Consider the following 17,027-nt stretch of genomic DNA (forward strand, 5'->3'; position numbering starts at 1 on the left):
AAGTAGAAATAATCCCGTGTGTAATGCCACCTAATTTAGGTGGCATTTTTTTTGCCTAACTAAATACACTATACGGTACTTGCTTAGGTGCTTAGGTGCTTAGGTGCTTAGGTGCTTAGGTACTTAACAAAACAACCTACTCTATTAGCTTTCTTAATTCTCAATTGAAACCAATAAGAAAAGCAGTACAAAAAACTGAAAATGTATAAACAGCGAATAGTTATAAATTAATAGGGTATAATTAGATAGGTTTTCTTAAAATAGGGAACTAACTTAGATAAAGATACGAAATGAGAGGGAGATGGGGCGACTGATGGGGCTCGAACCCACGACAACCGGAATCACAATCCAGGGCTCTACCAACTGAGCTACAGCCGCCACAATATTTCGTGTAACACCTCTTGGGTGTGGCGCGCATATTACAGCGTTTTGCTGACAATGCAAAGACTTTTTTTATTTTTTTGTCTATTTTAGTTTGTTTGGGGAAAATCTCCACAAAGTGTCTAATATTTATACCTGTTGTAAATAATTATATTGATAACTCTCTGAAATAGGACGCTTTATGGACATCATACTCGATTGGTTCAATAACAATTCAGATTTAATTGTGCACTATGCGCTTCAAGCTTTACTCGCTTTAGTTATTTTCTTAATTGGTCTTAAAGTAACGCGCTTTTTATCTAACTTAACAGAAAAGGCAATTTGTAACCGCAAAGTGGATAAGGCCGTAGGTGTTTTCTTAGCAAACATAGTTTATGCCTTGGGCTTTGTTGCGACACTACTTATGGCTTTATCACAGGTTGGTGTAGAGACAACGTCATTCATAGCCATTTTAGGTGCTGCAGGCCTGGCTGTTGGGTTGGCATTGCAAGGGTCACTTTCTAACTTCGCTTCAGGCGTGTTAATTATCATACTGCGCCCATTCAAGTCAGGTGATTATATAGACGCAGGAGGAAAATCTGGCAGTGTTCGTAAGATAGAGATATTTTCAACAGAACTAATTACGCCAGATAATAAAGTGGTTATAATACCTAATTCCTCCATTATGTCTGGTGCGATAGTAAACTATTCAAGAGAAAAGACGAGACGAATAGATTTAGTCATTGGCGTAGGTTATGAGTCAGATTTGAAACACACTAAGACAGTACTGGAGACTGTACTGAATAATGAGGCTCGTATCTTGAAAGATCCAGCGTATACTGTTGCTGTTTTGGAACTTGGAGACTCTAGTATTAACTTTGCAGTCAGGCCCTGGGTTAATACTGGCGACTATTGGCCAACTTACTTTGATTTGCTAGAAAACATTAAAATTGCATTGGATGATGCAAACATTAATATTCCGTATCCGCAAATGGATGTGCACTTACAAAAAACTGAAAAATAAGGTTGATGTTAGAATGAAATTTAAACTGCTCTCTTTGTGTGCATTGATGACAGTATCGTCTCAGCTTGCAGCAGAAGAAAATAATAGTGGCAAGAAACTCCCAGAAGAAAAAGAGTGGGATATTACCAGCGAAGTCGGTGCCATTATCACAAGCGGTAATACGGAGACGACGACGTTAAAAGGGGAGATCAAAGCAAAGCACCATCTTGATAATTGGCGAAATGAATACAAAATCGACGGCATTTTCAAAGAAGATGAAATTGAAAATGATGATGGTGTAAAAGTTAAAGAGCGTACTAATGAAAAGTACTCTTTATCGGTGCAAGGTAATTACAAGTTAGTAGACGATCACAGCCATTTATTTATTTTAGGTTCTTATGACTCTGATTATTTCGGCGCATATAGAAGCGAATCTGTATTCTCTATTGGTTATGGTTTAAGAGTACTTAGCCGCCCTAATATGTATTTAGACTTTGAAGTTGGTCCAGGTATCAAGCGTTTTGAATACCAGGAAAATAGCACTGAAACGAAGGATGGCCAATCTTTAGCAGGTGAAACGGAAAGTGAAGCGATTGGCGTTGCTAAGCTTGACTATGAGTGGACTATCTCTGACAACGCTAAATTTACGCAGGTCATCGCGATAGAGTATGGTGATACCAACACTAAATCAGAATCAGAAACTGCCTTAATGGCTAAAGTGAATGGGTCATTACAGATGAAGGTGGCCTACAAAATTACCCATAACTCAGAAGTAGACGCAGGTAAGGAAAAAACGGATACGGAAACATCACTGACACTCGTTTACAGTTTTTAACGAATTGAATTATATCTTCACAAAGTTATGACAAAAAAAAGGGCTTAGGCCCTTTTTCTCTTTCATCGTTATCGTGTAGAATACGCAATCTTTTTTTGGTTATTGACTAACGGGATACTGACACTGATGTATTTTAAACATGTTTTAGCGATAGTTTTATTGGGCTTTAGTGCTTTAGTTAGCGCTTTTACACCAACTGCGCAGCAAATAGAACAGTTTAAAAAACTGCCAAAATCTCAACAAGAAACGTTAGCCAAACAGTATGGTATTGATTTATCGACTATCGGATTGCAGAGCAAAAATGAAACTCAAGGCCCAACCAATGAACAGAGTTTATTGCCACGAGAAGATAACTTAACTGAAAATACCCCAGATCCTTTAAAGCCAGAAGAAATAGAATTAAAGCCATACGGCTATGAATTGTTTGCTGGAGAACCAACCAGCTTTGCGCCTACAGAGCAGCTGTCAGTGCCTAATAACTATATTATCTCAAATGGCGACAGTTTATCAGTTAGCCTTTATGGTAAAGAAACTGCTACACACCTCACCACTGTTGATAGAGAAGGGCGGTTAAATATTCCTAATTTTTCGCCTGTCTATGTCGCAGGCTTGACGTATGGCGAACTGAAAGAACTAATTGATAAAAAGATTTCAACTGAGGCGATAGGCCTTAAGGTTTTTGTATCAATATCTGAATTAAGAAGCTTACGAGTTCTAGTCGTTGGTGAAGCTCATAAACCAGGTAGTTATTCACTTTCTCCCCTATCCACAGTTACTCATGCCTTATTTGCAAGTGGCGGTTTATCAGAGATCGCGTCTTTAAGAAACATTCAAGTGAAAAGGCGAGGGAAGGTCATTTCTCAGCTTGACCTATATGATTTGCTGCTGAAAGGGGACAGCTCTGGAGATGTGACACTGCAGTCTGGAGATGTTGTATTTATCCCCTCAGTGGGTCCACAGGTAACCGTGGAAGGGTTTGTTAAACGTCCTGCAATCTTTGAGTTAAAAGATGGTGAAACTGCTAAGTCACTAGTTAATATGTTTGGTGGATTTAAAGAAAACGCTTTTCTTGAAAAAGTAGAAGTGAGGCGTGTCATTGACCATAGCAAAAAGTCAGTTATATCGGTCGACTTTACTCAAAAGAATGCTGCTTACACCCCTCAGGGTGGAGACTATTTAAAGGTCAAAAGTGTAAGCAGTGAAGTGCTTGATTCTGTAACACTGATTGGTGCAGTTTCTCGGCCTGGTTATTATGAATGGAAAAGTGGTCTTACATTTGATCAATTGGTGAGAAATACAAAAACAGATTTGCTTCCTCAAGCAGATTTGGATTACGCGCTAATTGTTAGAGAAATCTCAACGACGAATGAAATCGAAGTTTTACAGTTTTCGATTGTTGATGCATTGAAAACTAAAGACGTATTTCTGAATAAAAATGATGAAGTTTTTGTATTTAGTCGCTTCAATGATTTAGAAAAAGAAGAAGCAGCACTTAAAAATTTGGCACTCACAGAAACAGAGCAAGAGTTGCAAGAGAAAGTTAAGCTGTGGCACTTATATGAACGCAGACTGTTTGATCAAAAAGTGCTATTTGACATGGCTTTAGACGATGCTTTACGCAATGAAATCGAAGATGACGCTGAAATTAAAGTCGAAGAGGAAATTACACCGACTGCTTTTGGTAGAGAGAGCTTACTCGCTCCGATTCTTGAACAATTAGAATATCAAGCGACTGTTGGTAACTCTAAAGCGACGTTTGAAATAGACGGACAAGTTCGTTTCCCTGGGGTATTTCCTTTAGCAAAAGGCCTTGATGTGAACGCTGCTATTACTGCGGCAGGCGGATTACTTGAGTCTGCTTATGTGGATGCTGCAGAAATTACCAGAGTGTCTGCATCTGGAGATGTGAGTTATATTAAAGTGAAAGGTCTTGATAATAAGCAGTATCAAGATGGCCTTTTACTGCAAGGCCGAGATACATTAAATATTTTAATGCAACCAAATTGGCAAGAAAGTTACAAAGTTCATTTGAAAGGGGAAGTTGTTTTTCCTGGTACTTACACGATTAAACGTGGTGACACTCTACAAGAGGTCCTTGCGAGAGCTGGCGGTATAACAGGGTTTGCTGAACCTAAGGCTGCAATTTTCACTCGTGAGGCGATTAAAGAGCAAGAAAAGAAACAGCTTGAAAGGTTATCTGAGGACTTAAGAAAAGACATTGCGTCAAAGAGTTTTCAAAAGTCAATTGGCTCAAATACATCATTAACTTATGAAGAGACTAACAAGTTACTGAAAGACTTGGCCAGTGTAGAGGCTTTAGGTCGACTAGTCATTGACTTACCGAGTATTCTAGCGGACCAAACTATATTGAGTTTACAAGATGGAGATACTTTATATGTTCCAGGTCGCCAAGACTCAATCTCAATCATTGGTGAAGTTAATTATAGTTCGTCTCATTTATTCAAGCCTGAGGTTTCTGTAGAAGATTATATCAACCTCAGTGGTGGTCTAAGAGATAGAGCCGACGAAGATAAGATATATGTAATTAAGGCGAATGGTGCAGTTATGTTACCGAATCGCACTAGTTGGTTTGCCGTCAATAACAAGGTAATACTTGAAGCTGGGGATACTATCGTTGTACCAATGGATGCATCTCATATGGACAATTTGACCCTTTGGAACACAGTCACACAAATTACATATCAACTTGGTGTTGCTGTTGCAGCTATTACCTCAATCTAGTGAGAGGTGAGAAGTTGGAATATGAGAAGTTCAGCTAAAGAAAAAGGTACCTTTAGTCAATGCAAGTAATGAATGATACAGAAAAGTCAAAAGATGTTGATTTAACGGATCTGATATCCGCTATTTGGGCAGGAAAATGGGTCGTAATATTTTTTACAGCTATTTTTTCTGTTGGCGCTGTATTTTTTGCGTTAAATCAACCTGATATCTATAAGTCAGAAGTGCTTTTGTCTCCGTCTAACTCCGATGCCATGGGTGACGCAGGTCGACTAGGTGGCCAGTTAGGCGGGCTAGCAGCAATCGCTGGAGTTAATCTAGGTTCAAGTGACGGTGCTAATAAAACTCAGATGGCGATTCAGATATTGAAATCACGAAAATTTATTGGTGATTTTGTTTCAAAGTACGAGATCTTGCCTGATTTGTTTGCTGTTGAGAGTTGGGATAAAGCTAACCGTCAGGTAATTTATAACTCAGAGATTTATCAAAAAGACAGTAAAAAGTGGGTTAGGGAATCAATGCCTCATGGACATCAAATACCCACTTTGCAAGAAGCTTATATAGAGTTTATGGAAGTGTTTAATGTATTGCATGACAAAGATACAGGTTTAGTCTCAATATCTATCGAACACCCTTCACCTTACATTGCAAAGTTATGGGTTGATTTATTAGTAGAAGAAATTAACCAAGAGATGAAGTCTAGAGATGTCTATGAAGCACAAAAAAGTTTAGACTTTTTGCAAAAACAAATCTCAAAGACACTCGTTTCTGACTCTAGAGCAGTACTGTATAACTTAGTTGAGAAGCAAACTAAGGTGATAATGTTTGCCGAAGTGAGAGATGAATACGCATTCAAAACAATTGACCCTGCTTTAGTGTCGGAACTTAAGTATAAGCCATCACGAGCTGTTATCTGTATCGTAGGTGCTTTGTTAGGCTCAATGCTTGGTCTATTGATCGTTATTATTAGGTTTTTTGGTGTAATTAAAGTTCACACCTCTAGTTAACTCCATAAATTGAAATTTTGGTGGAATTGATGTACTACGTTTTACCGTTAATTACTGCATTTGTTTGTTGCTTTTTGGCAATCAGGCTCGTGCAGCCTGTGGCTGTAAAAGCAGGGCTTGTTGATGTACCAAACTCAAGAAAGCACCACTCGGGTTCTATTCCGCTTATAGGTGGCGTAGCTATCTATATTGGGGTGATTATGTCGAGCTTGTTTTTCTTCAGTGATACAGAGATGTTTCATGTATATGTACTATCTGCATCTGTGATCCTTTTTCTAGGCGTGCTAGATGACAAGTTTGATTTGTCTGTTAGGGTCCGCGTCATTGTGCAAATGTCGGTTGCGTCATTGATGATTTTTGGCGCCGGTATATATATTGATAGTTTTGGCTATATTCTTGGTTTTTTTGAATTAAAGTTGGGTGTTTTCGGTGTAGTCGTCACAATCTTTGCTGTTATAGGAGCAATAAACGCTTTTAATATGGTAGACGGTATAGACGGGCTTGCTGGTGCATTGAGCGCTATTTCATTTGCTGTACTTGCGTTCATGTTAGCGAGAACTGGTAGCAGCTGGTATTTATTGCCTGCGTTGTTTGTGGCAGCGATTTGTGCGTTTTTGATGTTTAACCTTCGCTGGCCAAATAAAGGGCTTAATAAAGTTTTTATGGGTGATGCTGGTAGCATGTTTATCGGCTTAACTATTATCTGGCTGTTAGTAATTGGAACGCAGCCAGAAAGTGAAGCATTTAGGCCTGTCGCTGCCCTTTATATTATTGCTGTTCCTTTAATGGATATGGCAGCCATTATGTATCGACGAATCCGTAAAGGTACTTCTCCATTTAAACCAGATCGTGACCATCTACATCATATATTTGAGAGAGCTGGCTACAATCGTAAACAAGCATTAGCTTATATATCATGCATATCTATTGCAATTGCGCTATTAGGCTGCTTGATGGAAGTTTACCTTGTTAATGAAGCTGTGATGTTTTTTACATTCATTTTTATGTTTGTAATTTATAATTTTATTTTGTCACGGATTTGGAGAATTATAAGCAAAATTAGAATGTGGAAGAACAAACGTACTAATAAGGCTTAGAAACCTAGCTTAGAGACACAATAGTTATAAAAAGAGTTAGGTTTAAACTTTGACGCTTGGTTTATGGGCGCCTGAATTAAGTTGTGTAAACGTTTTATTTTGATTTGAGCCTATAAAATTTCAATCGGAGAGGTAATTTAAGTTGAAGAATTCCGTGAGTGTAGTTATTCCTCACTATAATAATCATGATGCATTATCAAGAGCTTTACAGTCGGTACTACAACAAAGTTTTGAAGTATCCGAAATTTTAGTGGTAGATGATTGTTCCCTTGATCAATTAAAGCTTGATGAAGTATGCGGTGGTTTTGATACAGACAAAATTAAATTACTAAAGCATGAAGTTAATCGCAATGGTTCTGCAGCGAGAAATACAGGCATACTTGCAAGTAGTGGTGATTACATCGCGTTATTAGACTGTGATGACTTTTGGATGCCTAACTATATCGGCACGTGTATAGAAAATATTCAGGCACTGAAGTGCGATGGATTATATGCGAACTTGAATGTCTGGCATGATGTAGAAGGCAATCAGAAAACCAAATATAGTTCTAGGGATATGTCTAAGGGGGAAACTCCGACAGAGTTTATTCTTGGATCCGGTTTTGCCCAAACCTCTAGCTTTTTTTTGAGCGCTCACAGTGCCAAAGCTGTATTGTTTGATGAGCAGCTAAGGCGACACCAAGATTATGACTTTTTTATCAGGTATAGTAATCAGTTTGAGTTTAAACATCATGATATAGATGATGTTGCAACGCTATGGGAAATTAATCAACCGAGAAATGTTAATTTTGAATCATGTATTGTTTTTTATGAAAAACATAAAGATGATCTCACAGGTCTAACTCGTAGTAACTATTTGTTAAAAATGTTATATGCAACGCACTACAATAATGCAGACCCAAAGTACTCAAATTACTACAAGCAAGAGTTGAGTCTACCCAAAGAAGGTCTTTCAAAAGCATTTTTACTATCAAAGCTTCCAGCAGCAGCTTGGAAATTTGTAGTGACTTTGCAGGCAAAGAGAAAATCTGGCGCTTAGCATGCTACAAAGCTTGTACGTTAGTCTGTTTCTTTTAATTTCTGTCTTCTGTTATGTGAGCCCTATTTTTCAAGGGTTGGACACTAAGCCTTTTTACCTATTGCTATCGATACCACTTGCGATTATTGGTTTAAGAAAAGTAAATAAATTTAACGTTATTTTTATTTTTATCGCTGTTTATTCGTTATTATTTTTTATTGCTTATGCGCCTTTAGGTCTTAATTATCGTGGTCCTGTTCAGTATATTGGTTTCTTACTGCTCTTCTTTGCATTTAAATATGTTTATGAATATGAGCCAGAAAAGCCAATTCTGTTTATAAAGGTCTTTGTTTTTACATATTTTCTCGCTGGATTAGTACAGATGGTTTTAGGCCCTGAGATACTTTCTAGCTTGATTTCTGTTAGAACGACGGACGATCGTGGTGTAACCGCCTTAACTCCTGAGCCTGCTGTGTACGGTTTGATGTTACTTGGAGCCGGATTAATTTTGTTCTTGAAACGTGCTGTCGTCAGCAAAGTTTGGTTCTTTCTTATATTTATTCAACTCTTTATGTTTAGTCAATCTGCCCTCGCTATTTTAGTCTTTGTTTTGATTATGGGCACTTGGTTTTTGTGTTTTAGATTTAGATATTTGGTATTAGCTTTATCATTAATCACAGCTTACATCGTTTTCTATGGGCTAGAGAGTGAAGGTTCAGGAAGAATATTTCGATTGTTGAATAAGCTAGCGGAAAATCCGTCTGCTATTTTAATGGTTGATGCAAGTATAAACGAAAGGGTTGCTCACATTGTGCTTCCCATATATGGGCTTTTTACCAATTTTGGTGTCCCTGGTGGATTCCATTCTTTCATGGGTATTTTGGCCCAAAGGAGTGAAATTTTTAATGGGTTATTCTGGTGGGGGGCCCCTTCAAATGTTATTATGTCTGGATTTTCGAGTGTGCTATATGAGATGGGGCTGGCCGGTGTTTTATTTATTGTAGCCTCAGTTGGGGTAGTGTTTTCTAATAAGTGGTTATGTATAAAAGATAAACTTTTCATTAGTGCTTCTATGTTCCTTATTATGTTCCAAGCTATCCCGATCTTAAACCCAATTTTTCCTTGGTTACTGTGTGCCGCTATTTATTATCGAGACTCAAAATGCAAGTAAGTAATGTACTATTCTTTGGTGAGCTACCGCCAGAAGCAGTTAATGGTGTTAGTATTTCAAATAAGCTCAACATTGCGTTACTTGAAGAGTTTTGTAATGTTGAAATTGCAAAAGAAGAAACTGATCTAAAAGCCAATAATAGCAAGAATAAAGTTTTTTCCATTATTAAATCAGTTATCGCCTTCAGTAAAAAAGCAAAAAAAGGGAAGTTTGACTATTTATATTTGTCAGCACCGACTTCCATTTTAGGTTTGGTAAAAGTGCTAACTGTAATTAAGATCTTTTTAGCATTCAATAAAAGTGGAAGGGTTATTTCTCATATACATCGAGGTGACTTGATACCATTTTCTGAGAGTAGTGGGATTGCTCGAAAGCTAACAAATCAACTGCTTAAAAGTAGTGAACATATAATTTTGTTATCAAAGGGTTATATCTCAACTGTGGCGGAGTGCTTCGCCCTTGATGTAAACAAATTTATTTATCTACCTAATGGTATTGAAAGTGAGTTAAGTAGTCAGTCTGGTTTAAATAAAGTTGACAAAACTAAGGCTGAAACTGATGACTATTACTTATTTTTGTCAAATTACATAGAGGATAAGGGATTTCAATACGTTATATCTGCGTTTAATGAGCTAGCACCGTTGAAACTGAAAATGTTTGGTGGTGAGACCTCTGAAGGCCAGATTGAGAGTCTGAGAAAAGAGACTCGAAACGGTATATCTGTAAATTATTCAGTTAGTGGTGAAGACAAGCGCTTAGCTTTATCCAATGCAAAGTGCATTGTGTTGATGTCAAAAAATGAAGGTTTACCTTTGGTTATTTTAGAAGCCTTGGCGCTTGGTAAGCTCGTTGTAACTACGAAAGTAGGTTTTATCGAAGATATGCTGGGCGAAGATTATCCTTTCTATTCTGAGCGTACTCCTACCAGTTTGATCAATAAAGTCAGAGAGATAGAATCATTACCTGATGATGTGATCGAGCAGTGGAGCACGAAACTAAAAAGCAAATTCGAACATGAGTTCTCTCGTAAAAAGCGTAGTGATGTTCTGAAGTGTGTTTTCAAAAGGCAATAAAAGTTGGTGTGTAAACCTCAAATATTGCGGCTACACTTTGAAGATTTAAAGTTAATTGATCATTGTTCCTGCGGATGATGAACGACTTAGTTTGTATAGATTAAATTAAATAAATTGTGAGATAAATTTGGGAGCTTAAAGTGAAAGTTTCAATTATAACAGCTACTTATAATAGCTCCAGTACGATCGTTGACACTGTCCGGTCATTAGAGAGTCAAGAATACACAAACATAGAATATATAATAGTGGATGGCGCATCAACAGACAATACTCTTGATTTAATTAAGCAAAATTGCAGTAAAGTCTCAAAAATAATCTCTGAGCCAGACAAGGGGATTTATGATGCATTGAACAAAGGCATTAATGCCGCCACTGGTGACATTGTGGGGTTTCTTCACTCAGATGATTTGTTTGCTGACTCGACGGTCGTTTCAGATATTGTTAATACAATGAACGAGCATGGCTCTGATGCGGTCCATGCAGATCTCCAATATGTAAAAAAATGCAATACATCTGAAGTGGTGAGATTATGGACATCAGGGGAATACACAAGAGATAAATTAAAAGTAGGATGGATGCCTGCTCACCCGACGTTTTATATGCGTAGATCAGTATATGAAGAAAAAGGTGGGTTTGACTTATCATTTTCCATTGCGGCGGATTATGATTCTTTACTACGCTACCTAAATCAAGAACGTTTCAAATTGGCCTATTTAAAACGAGTAATTGTAAAAATGCGGGTCGGTGGCGCCAGTAACAGGAGCTTAAAAAATATTATCAAGAAAACTTCAGAGGATATTAACGCTCTGAAGAAAAATAATATTTCGTGGCCAAAGGCACTTTTTATTAAGAACTTCTCTAAAATTAGCCAGTTCATTAAGAAATGATACTCGTCTTTTTAGGGTCAAAAAAGGTGTGATATTTTTCGAGGGATGAAAATCTCTCTTGTTTTTGTAGAAGTGCAAGTAGTTGATTTGCCTAGCTGAGTTGGCGGTGTAAAGTCAGTTTTTTCGACTTTAATGTGTTTAAAATTAAAGTATCTGAAATGAATGGCTGATGCTGTACTAGACACAATTATGTTCATCGGCCTCTCAATCATTTGTATATAGTTTTTATTTATAATGTCAGTTATTAAGAGAATATAGCATGAAAAATAAAGTTGCTTTAATCACAGGCGTGACGGGCCAAGATGGTTCATATCTAGCAGAATTCTTATTAGAAAAAGGCTATGAAGTACATGGTATCAAGCGCCGTGCTTCAAGCTTCAATACGGAGCGTGTAGATCATATCTATCAAGATAGACACGAAGAAAATCCTAATTTCTTTCTGCATTATGGCGACTTAACTGACACTTCCAATTTAACGCGTATTCTAAAAGAAGTGCAACCTGATGAGGTCTATAATTTAGGTGCTCAAAGTCATGTTGCTGTTTCTTTTGAGGCGCCTGAGTATACTGCGGATGTGGATGCAATTGGCACATTGAGACTGCTAGAAGCTATCCGCTTTTTAGGTTTAGAGAAAAAGACTAAATTTTATCAAGCTTCTACATCAGAGCTTTACGGCGAGGTACGTGAAATTCCTCAGAAAGAAACTACGCCGTTCCACCCACGCTCACCTTATGCTGTAGCAAAAATGTATGCTTATTGGATTGCTGTGAACTACCGTGAATCATACGGCATGTTTGCTTGTAACGGTATTTTGTTTAATCACGAGTCCCCTCGTCGTGGAGAGACGTTCGTTACGCGTAAAATTACCAGAGGTTTGGCAAATATTTCACAAGGTTTAGAGAATTGCCTTTATTTAGGTAATATGGACGCTTTACGTGATTGGGGTCATGCTAAAGACTATGTGCGCATGCAGTGGATGATGCTACAGCAAGACAAACCAGAAGACTTTGTAATTGCGACAGGTAAGCAAATCTCAGTACGTGAATTTGTAGAGCTATCAGCCAAAGAGCTAGGCATTACGTTAGAGTTTAGCGGAGAAGGTGTTGACGAAATAGCGACTGTGGTTGCTATCGAAGGTGATAATGCAAGTGCGCTTAGTATTGGAGATGTTATTGTACGCGTTGACCCAAGATACTTCCGCCCTGCAGAGGTAGAAACATTGTTAGGTGACCCAACTAAAGCGAAAGAAAAACTGGGTTGGGTACCTGAAATTACAGTCGAAGAAATGTGTGCAGAGATGGTTCAACATGATTTAGCAAAAGCTAAGCAGCATGCGATTTTAAAGTCTCATGGTTATGACGTCAGTGTCTCCGTTGAGTAAATTTAGTCTAATTTAATTATTAAATAGCCCAGTCTAGCACTGGGTTCTTTTGTGGAAAAAAAATGAGTAATAAAACAGTTTTTGTCGCTGGACATAATGGCATGGTTGGCAGCGCTATCGTTAGGCAGTTAGAGAAGTCTGGAGATGTAAATATAATAACTCGAAGCCGTGCTGAACTAAATTTGTTAGATCAGCAAGCTGTTTTATCTTTCTTCGCAAACAATAAAATCGATCAAGTATATTTGGCTGCTGCAAAAGTGGGTGGGATCGTTGCAAATAATACTTACCCAGCTGAGTTTATTTATGAGAATTTAACAATTCAGAATAATATTATTCATGCTGCACATTTAGCTGGGGTAAACGATTTATTGTTTTTGGGTTCAAGCTGTATTTATCCAAAGTTTGCGGAACAACCAATGACTGAGAGCGCTTTACTTACAGGAGCTTTAGAAGAGACGAACGAACCTTATGCAATTGCCAAAATTGCAGGTATTAAAATGTGCGAGTCATATAATCGTCAGTATGGACGCAATTACCGTTCTGTTATGCCTACGAACCTGTATGGTGAAAACGATAATTTCCATCCTGATAATTCGCATGTTATTCCTGCGCTTATTCGTCGTTTTCATGAAGCCAAATTAGCGGGTGATAAAAAAGTAGTTGCGTGGGGAACCGGAAAGCCTATGCGCGAGTTCTTACATGTGGATGATATGGCTAAAGCGTCGATTCATGTTATGAATTTATCTAATGAAGTATATGCAGCAAATACTCAAGAGATGCTAAGCCATATTAACGTTGGAACTGGTATTGATTGCACTATTCGTGAGTTAGTAGAAACTGTCTCTAAAGTTGTGGGTTTTGAAGGTTCTATCGAATTTGATACAACGAAACCTGATGGTACGCCGAGAAAGTTAATGAATGTTTCTAGGTTAGCATCATTAGGTTGGAAGTCGTCTACGTCATTGGAGCAAGGACTACAGGACACGTATGAATGGTTCTTGGCTAACCAAGATAATTTTAGAAAATAAGCAATATCAATATGTTATTGGATAGAAAAACATTCTCTACGGTAATTGATGCAACGCCATTAGTTTCTATTGATTTGATTATCCTCAATGGACAAGGGCAGGCGTTGCTTGGCGAGAGACTAAACAGACCAGCAAAAGGTTTTTGGTTTGTACCAGGAGGTAGGATATTTAAGGGAGAATCCATAGTAGAAGCTTTTGAACGGCTAACTAAAGAAGAGTTGGGACAACCATTCTCTTTTATGGATGCAACCTTATTAGGCCCTTATGACCATTTTTATGGCGATAGTGTTTATGGGGATGAACTTAACACGCATTATGTCGCGATAGCATATGTGCTTAAACTTCCGACAGAGCTTCATAATTTACCTCTTAATGTGCAACATGGTAAATATAAATGGTTTGAAATAAGTGAACTATTATCAGACTCTAATGTTCATCTACATACCAAATGGTATTTTGAAAAATTAAAAAATTCTCAGGTATAAAAAATGATACTTCCAATTATTATGGCAGGCGGTTCTGGTACTCGTTTGTGGCCTTTATCACGAGGTAACTATCCAAAACAATTTTTAAAGTTGCATGGTGAAAAGACTATGCTGCAAGAAACAATTACTCGTTTAGACGGGCTCGATGCAGCACCAGTTATGCTGATTTGTAATGAAGAGCATAGATTCATTGCCGCTGAGCAAATGCGACAACTAAATACGGCTCATAATGGTATTTTTTTAGAGCCTGTTGGTCGAAATACGGCTCCTGCAATCGCACTAGCGGCTTTCAAAGCTCTAGAAGAGAATGATGATGCTACGCTATTAGTTTTAGCGGCAGATCATGTTATTTCGGATAAAGAAGCATTTCAGTCCAGTATAAAAAGTGCTGAAGCACTTGCACAGCAAGGAAAATTGGTAACTTTTGGTATTGTTGGTCATACACCAGAAACTGGGTACGGTTACATCAAACGCGGACAAGCCGTCGATAGTGGTTACATCGTGGACAGGTTTGTTGAGAAGCCAGATTTAAAGACTGCACAAAGCTACATAACAAGTGGAGATTACTACTGGAATAGCGGTATGTTTTTATTTAAGGCGAGTCGCTATTTAGAAGAGCTAAAGTTATTCAGACCAGATATTTACGACGCTTGCCAAAATGCCGTACAGGTTCAGAACAATGATATGGACTTTGTGAGAATAGACAGAGCAGCATTTGAAGCTTGTCCTGATGAATCTGTCGATTATGCGGTTATGGAGCATACTCAAGATGCTGTAGTGGTACCTATGGATGCTGGTTGGAACGACGTCGGTGGGTTTGCTGCGCTCTGGGAAGTGTCAGAGCAGGATAACCAAGGTAATGCATTTGTTGGTGATGTGAAGTCTGTTGATACTAAAAATACCTTGGTATTTGGTGGCGATAAGCTAGTTACAACCGTAGGTGTAGAAGACTTAGTCGTGATTGATACTAAAGATGCCGTTTTAGTAGCACACAAAGATGAGTGCCAAAAAGTAAAACAGATAGTGCAACAATTAAAGGCTGATAAACGCTCTGAAGTGACCTTTCACCGTGAGGTCTATAGACCATGGGGTAAGTATGACTCGGTTGACAGTGGTGAGCGCTTTCAAGTTAAACGCATCACAGTAAAACCGGGTGCAAAACTATCGGTGCAAATGCACCACCACCGCGCTGAGCACTGGATTGTTGTTTCTGGAACTGCGAAAGTGCAAATCGATGACACCGAGCAGTTTGTTACCGAAAATGAGTCAGTGTATATTCCAATTACAGCTGTTCATGCGCTAGAGAATCCAGGAAAAGTTGATTTGGAGCTGATAGAAGTGCAATCAGGCTCGTATCTGGGGGAAGATGATATCGTTCGTTTTGAAGATCGATATGGAAGAATAGCAGGTAGCTGATGAAAACACAGTCAATTATAAAAAATAGCGGTATCGCTTTTGGTACAAGCGGTGCGAGAGGCTTAGTTACAGATTTTACTCCTGAAGTTTGCGCTGCATTTTCAATCGCTTTTATTCATAGTATCAATGAGCAGTTTGATTTTGATACAGTTGCTATTGCGATAGATAATCGCCCAAGTAGTCTTGAGATTGCCAATGCCTGTGCTGCTGGTTTAAAGCAGTTAAATCTAAAAGTCATTTTTTACGGTGTGCTTCCTACGCCAGCACTTGCTTACACGGCGATGAAAGACAATATGCCATGTATTATGGTTACTGGTAGCCATATTCCGTTTGACCGCAATGGGTTGAAGTTTTATCGTCCTGACGGTGAGATTACTAAGCAAGATGAAGTGGCTATTATTGACTCCAGTGTTGAATTTTGTGAAGTAAATATCGAAAGTACGAGCTTAGAGTGTAATTCACGTGCCAAGGACTTATATTTATCACGTTATACATCGTTGTTTGAGTCAAACGTTTTGGCAGGTAAAAGAATCGGTATTTACGAACATTCTAGCGCCGGTAGAGATATTTATACTTCTCTGTTTGAGCAGCTTGGTGCTGAAGTGATTGGTTTAGGCCGCAGTGACCAGTTTATTCCTATAGATACTGAAGCTGTTTCTGATGAAGACAAAGAGAGAGCAAAAACTTGGGTTAATGAGCACCAGTTAGATATGCTGTTTTCAACTGATGGGGATGGTGACAGACCCTTGGTTGCGGGGGAGAATGGTGTATGGCTTCGAGGGGATATTTTGGGCTTACTGTGTAGTCAAGCTTTGAATATTGAAGCTTTGGCTGTCCCTGTAAGTTGCAATACAGCCATTGAACAATCAGCCAGCTTTAAAGAAGTATCAAGAACAAAAATTGGTTCTCCTTACGTTATTGAAGCATTCTCTTCGCTTGAAAACTCGTATGGGCGCATCGCTGGCTTTGAAGCAAATGGTGGCTATTTATTGGCTAGCAGCATCGAGTTAAATGGTAAAACCTTGGCGGCACTGCCGACAAGAGATGCCGTATTACCAGCTTTAGTCTTGATAGCACAGAGCCAAACGATTGCATCTTTACAAGCATCATTGCCAAAACGATTAACTGAAAGTGACAGAGTGAAAAACTTTTCAACAGAAAATAGTAAGGCATTGATAGACGAGTTCAGTGAAGAACCAAATAAGTTATTGGAAAAATTATGCTTACATGGTGTAACTGTTGAGAAAACCTGTCAAATTGATGGTTTACGTATCTATTTGGACAACGGAGATATCATTCATCTAAGACCTTCAGGAAACGCGCCTGAACTTAGGTGTTATGTCGAGTCTAATAGCGCTGAGCTAAATGATACTTACTTAAAATCATTCTTTAGATATATCGAAAATTCTAATTAACCTTATAAATATTTTGTCAGCTTTCAATGTAATTAGCCTTTAGTGTTTACATTGGAAGCTTCACTTTCCCAGTATTAATTTGCAGCTAATATATGAGCACTGCTGTGCAAAT

14 protein-coding genes and 1 tRNA gene are annotated in these 17,027 nt (G+C 38.3%); 14 read left to right on the forward strand and 1 reads right to left on the reverse strand.

The window, feature by feature from the left end; all coding sequences use genetic code 11:
- Nucleotides 1-302: 302 nt before the first annotated feature.
- A tRNA-His gene (locus tag N473_RS23885) sits at nucleotides 303-378 on the reverse strand.
- A gap of 184 nt (nucleotides 379-562) precedes the next feature.
- On the opposite strand from N473_RS23885, the gene N473_RS23890 reads away from it, so the two are divergent.
- From N473_RS23890 to N473_RS23955, 14 genes are all read left to right on the forward strand, one after another.
- The gene (locus N473_RS23890; RefSeq protein ID WP_063370123.1) at nucleotides 563-1,384 is read left to right on the forward strand and encodes a mechanosensitive ion channel family protein; all 822 of its coding nucleotides are present in this window, start codon (nucleotides 563-565) and stop codon (nucleotides 1,382-1,384) included.
- A gap of 13 nt (nucleotides 1,385-1,397) precedes the next feature.
- Nucleotides 1,398-2,198 (forward strand): DUF481 domain-containing protein, encoded by an 801-nt coding sequence (locus tag N473_RS23895; RefSeq protein WP_063370124.1) that lies wholly within the window; start codon nucleotides 1,398-1,400, stop codon nucleotides 2,196-2,198.
- Between the two features lie 126 nt (nucleotides 2,199-2,324).
- Complete coding sequence (locus N473_RS23900) at nucleotides 2,325-4,940, forward strand: SLBB domain-containing protein (RefSeq protein WP_063370125.1); 2,616 nt, start codon at nucleotides 2,325-2,327, stop codon at nucleotides 4,938-4,940.
- Between the two features lie 59 nt (nucleotides 4,941-4,999).
- On the forward strand, nucleotides 5,000-5,944 hold the full coding sequence (locus tag N473_RS23905) for a Wzz/FepE/Etk N-terminal domain-containing protein (protein WP_063370126.1): 945 nt from the start codon (nucleotides 5,000-5,002) through the stop codon (nucleotides 5,942-5,944).
- Between the two features lie 29 nt (nucleotides 5,945-5,973).
- Nucleotides 5,974-7,041, forward strand: coding sequence for a UDP-N-acetylglucosamine--undecaprenyl-phosphate N-acetylglucosaminephosphotransferase (gene wecA / locus N473_RS23910; protein WP_063370127.1), 1,068 nt, complete (start codon nucleotides 5,974-5,976; stop codon nucleotides 7,039-7,041).
- Between the two features lie 142 nt (nucleotides 7,042-7,183).
- Entirely contained in the window at nucleotides 7,184-8,080 is an 897-nt protein-coding gene (locus tag N473_RS23915; RefSeq protein WP_081221412.1) for a glycosyltransferase family 2 protein, read from the forward strand.
- A 1-nt stretch (nucleotide 8,081) separates the two neighbouring features.
- The gene (locus N473_RS23920; protein ID WP_063370129.1) at nucleotides 8,082-9,230 is read left to right on the forward strand and encodes a PEP-CTERM sorting domain-containing protein; all 1,149 of its coding nucleotides are present in this window, start codon (nucleotides 8,082-8,084) and stop codon (nucleotides 9,228-9,230) included.
- Nucleotides 9,221-10,303 carry a glycosyltransferase family 4 protein gene (locus tag N473_RS23925; RefSeq protein WP_063370130.1) on the forward strand — a complete coding sequence of 361 codons (1,083 nt, stop codon included), beginning with the start codon at nucleotides 9,221-9,223 and terminating at the stop codon, nucleotides 10,301-10,303. The genes N473_RS23920 and N473_RS23925 overlap by 10 nt, the downstream gene beginning before the upstream one ends.
- A gap of 140 nt (nucleotides 10,304-10,443) precedes the next feature.
- Complete coding sequence (locus N473_RS23930) at nucleotides 10,444-11,190, forward strand: glycosyltransferase family 2 protein (RefSeq protein ID WP_063370131.1); 747 nt, start codon at nucleotides 10,444-10,446, stop codon at nucleotides 11,188-11,190.
- Nucleotides 11,191-11,449: 259 nt separating this feature from the next.
- Nucleotides 11,450-12,571, forward strand: a complete 1,122-nt coding sequence (gmd, locus tag N473_RS23935; RefSeq protein ID WP_063370132.1) for a GDP-mannose 4,6-dehydratase — start codon at nucleotides 11,450-11,452, stop codon at nucleotides 12,569-12,571.
- A 62-nt stretch (nucleotides 12,572-12,633) separates the two neighbouring features.
- A complete protein-coding gene (gene fcl, locus N473_RS23940; RefSeq protein ID WP_063370133.1) occupies nucleotides 12,634-13,599 on the forward strand; it encodes a GDP-L-fucose synthase in 966 nt (321 codons plus the stop codon).
- An 11-nt stretch (nucleotides 13,600-13,610) separates the two neighbouring features.
- Nucleotides 13,611-14,084 (forward strand): GDP-mannose mannosyl hydrolase, encoded by a 474-nt coding sequence (locus tag N473_RS23945; protein WP_063370134.1) that lies wholly within the window; start codon nucleotides 13,611-13,613, stop codon nucleotides 14,082-14,084.
- 3 nt (nucleotides 14,085-14,087) lie between these two features.
- A complete protein-coding gene (locus N473_RS23950) occupies nucleotides 14,088-15,500 on the forward strand; it encodes a mannose-1-phosphate guanylyltransferase/mannose-6-phosphate isomerase (protein ID WP_063370135.1) in 1,413 nt (470 codons plus the stop codon).
- Complete coding sequence (locus tag N473_RS23955) at nucleotides 15,500-16,915, forward strand: phosphomannomutase (RefSeq protein ID WP_063370136.1); 1,416 nt, start codon at nucleotides 15,500-15,502, stop codon at nucleotides 16,913-16,915. The genes N473_RS23950 and N473_RS23955 overlap by 1 nt, the downstream gene beginning before the upstream one ends.
- The last annotated feature ends 112 nt before the right edge of the window (nucleotides 16,916-17,027 follow it).

The organism is Pseudoalteromonas luteoviolacea CPMOR-1 (genome assembly GCF_001625685.1).
GTDB classification, from domain to species: Bacteria; Pseudomonadota; Gammaproteobacteria; order Enterobacterales; family Alteromonadaceae; genus Pseudoalteromonas; species Pseudoalteromonas luteoviolacea_K.

What these genes read in the sequence shown, in the direction of transcription:
- N473_RS23890 (WP_063370123.1), top strand. Translation starts at nt 563, where the DNA reads ATGGACATCATACTCGATTGGTTCAATAACAATTCAGATTTAATTGTG.
- N473_RS23895 (WP_063370124.1), top strand. Translation starts at nt 1,398, where the DNA reads ATGAAATTTAAACTGCTCTCTTTGTGTGCATTGATGACAGTATCGTCT.
- N473_RS23900 (WP_063370125.1), top strand. Translation starts at nt 2,325, where the DNA reads ATGTATTTTAAACATGTTTTAGCGATAGTTTTATTGGGCTTTAGTGCT.
- N473_RS23905 (WP_063370126.1), top strand. Translation starts at nt 5,000, where the DNA reads ATGCAAGTAATGAATGATACAGAAAAGTCAAAAGATGTTGATTTAACG.
- wecA (WP_063370127.1), top strand. Translation starts at nt 5,974, where the DNA reads ATGTACTACGTTTTACCGTTAATTACTGCATTTGTTTGTTGCTTTTTG.
- N473_RS23920 (WP_063370129.1), top strand. Translation starts at nt 8,082, where the DNA reads ATGCTACAAAGCTTGTACGTTAGTCTGTTTCTTTTAATTTCTGTCTTC.
- N473_RS23925 (WP_063370130.1), top strand. Translation starts at nt 9,221, where the DNA reads ATGCAAGTAAGTAATGTACTATTCTTTGGTGAGCTACCGCCAGAAGCA.
- gmd (WP_063370132.1), top strand. Translation starts at nt 11,450, where the DNA reads ATGAAAAATAAAGTTGCTTTAATCACAGGCGTGACGGGCCAAGATGGT.
- fcl (WP_063370133.1), top strand. Translation starts at nt 12,634, where the DNA reads ATGAGTAATAAAACAGTTTTTGTCGCTGGACATAATGGCATGGTTGGC.
- N473_RS23945 (WP_063370134.1), top strand. Translation starts at nt 13,611, where the DNA reads ATGTTATTGGATAGAAAAACATTCTCTACGGTAATTGATGCAACGCCA.
- N473_RS23950 (WP_063370135.1), top strand. Translation starts at nt 14,088, where the DNA reads ATGATACTTCCAATTATTATGGCAGGCGGTTCTGGTACTCGTTTGTGG.
- N473_RS23955 (WP_063370136.1), top strand. Translation starts at nt 15,500, where the DNA reads ATGAAAACACAGTCAATTATAAAAAATAGCGGTATCGCTTTTGGTACA.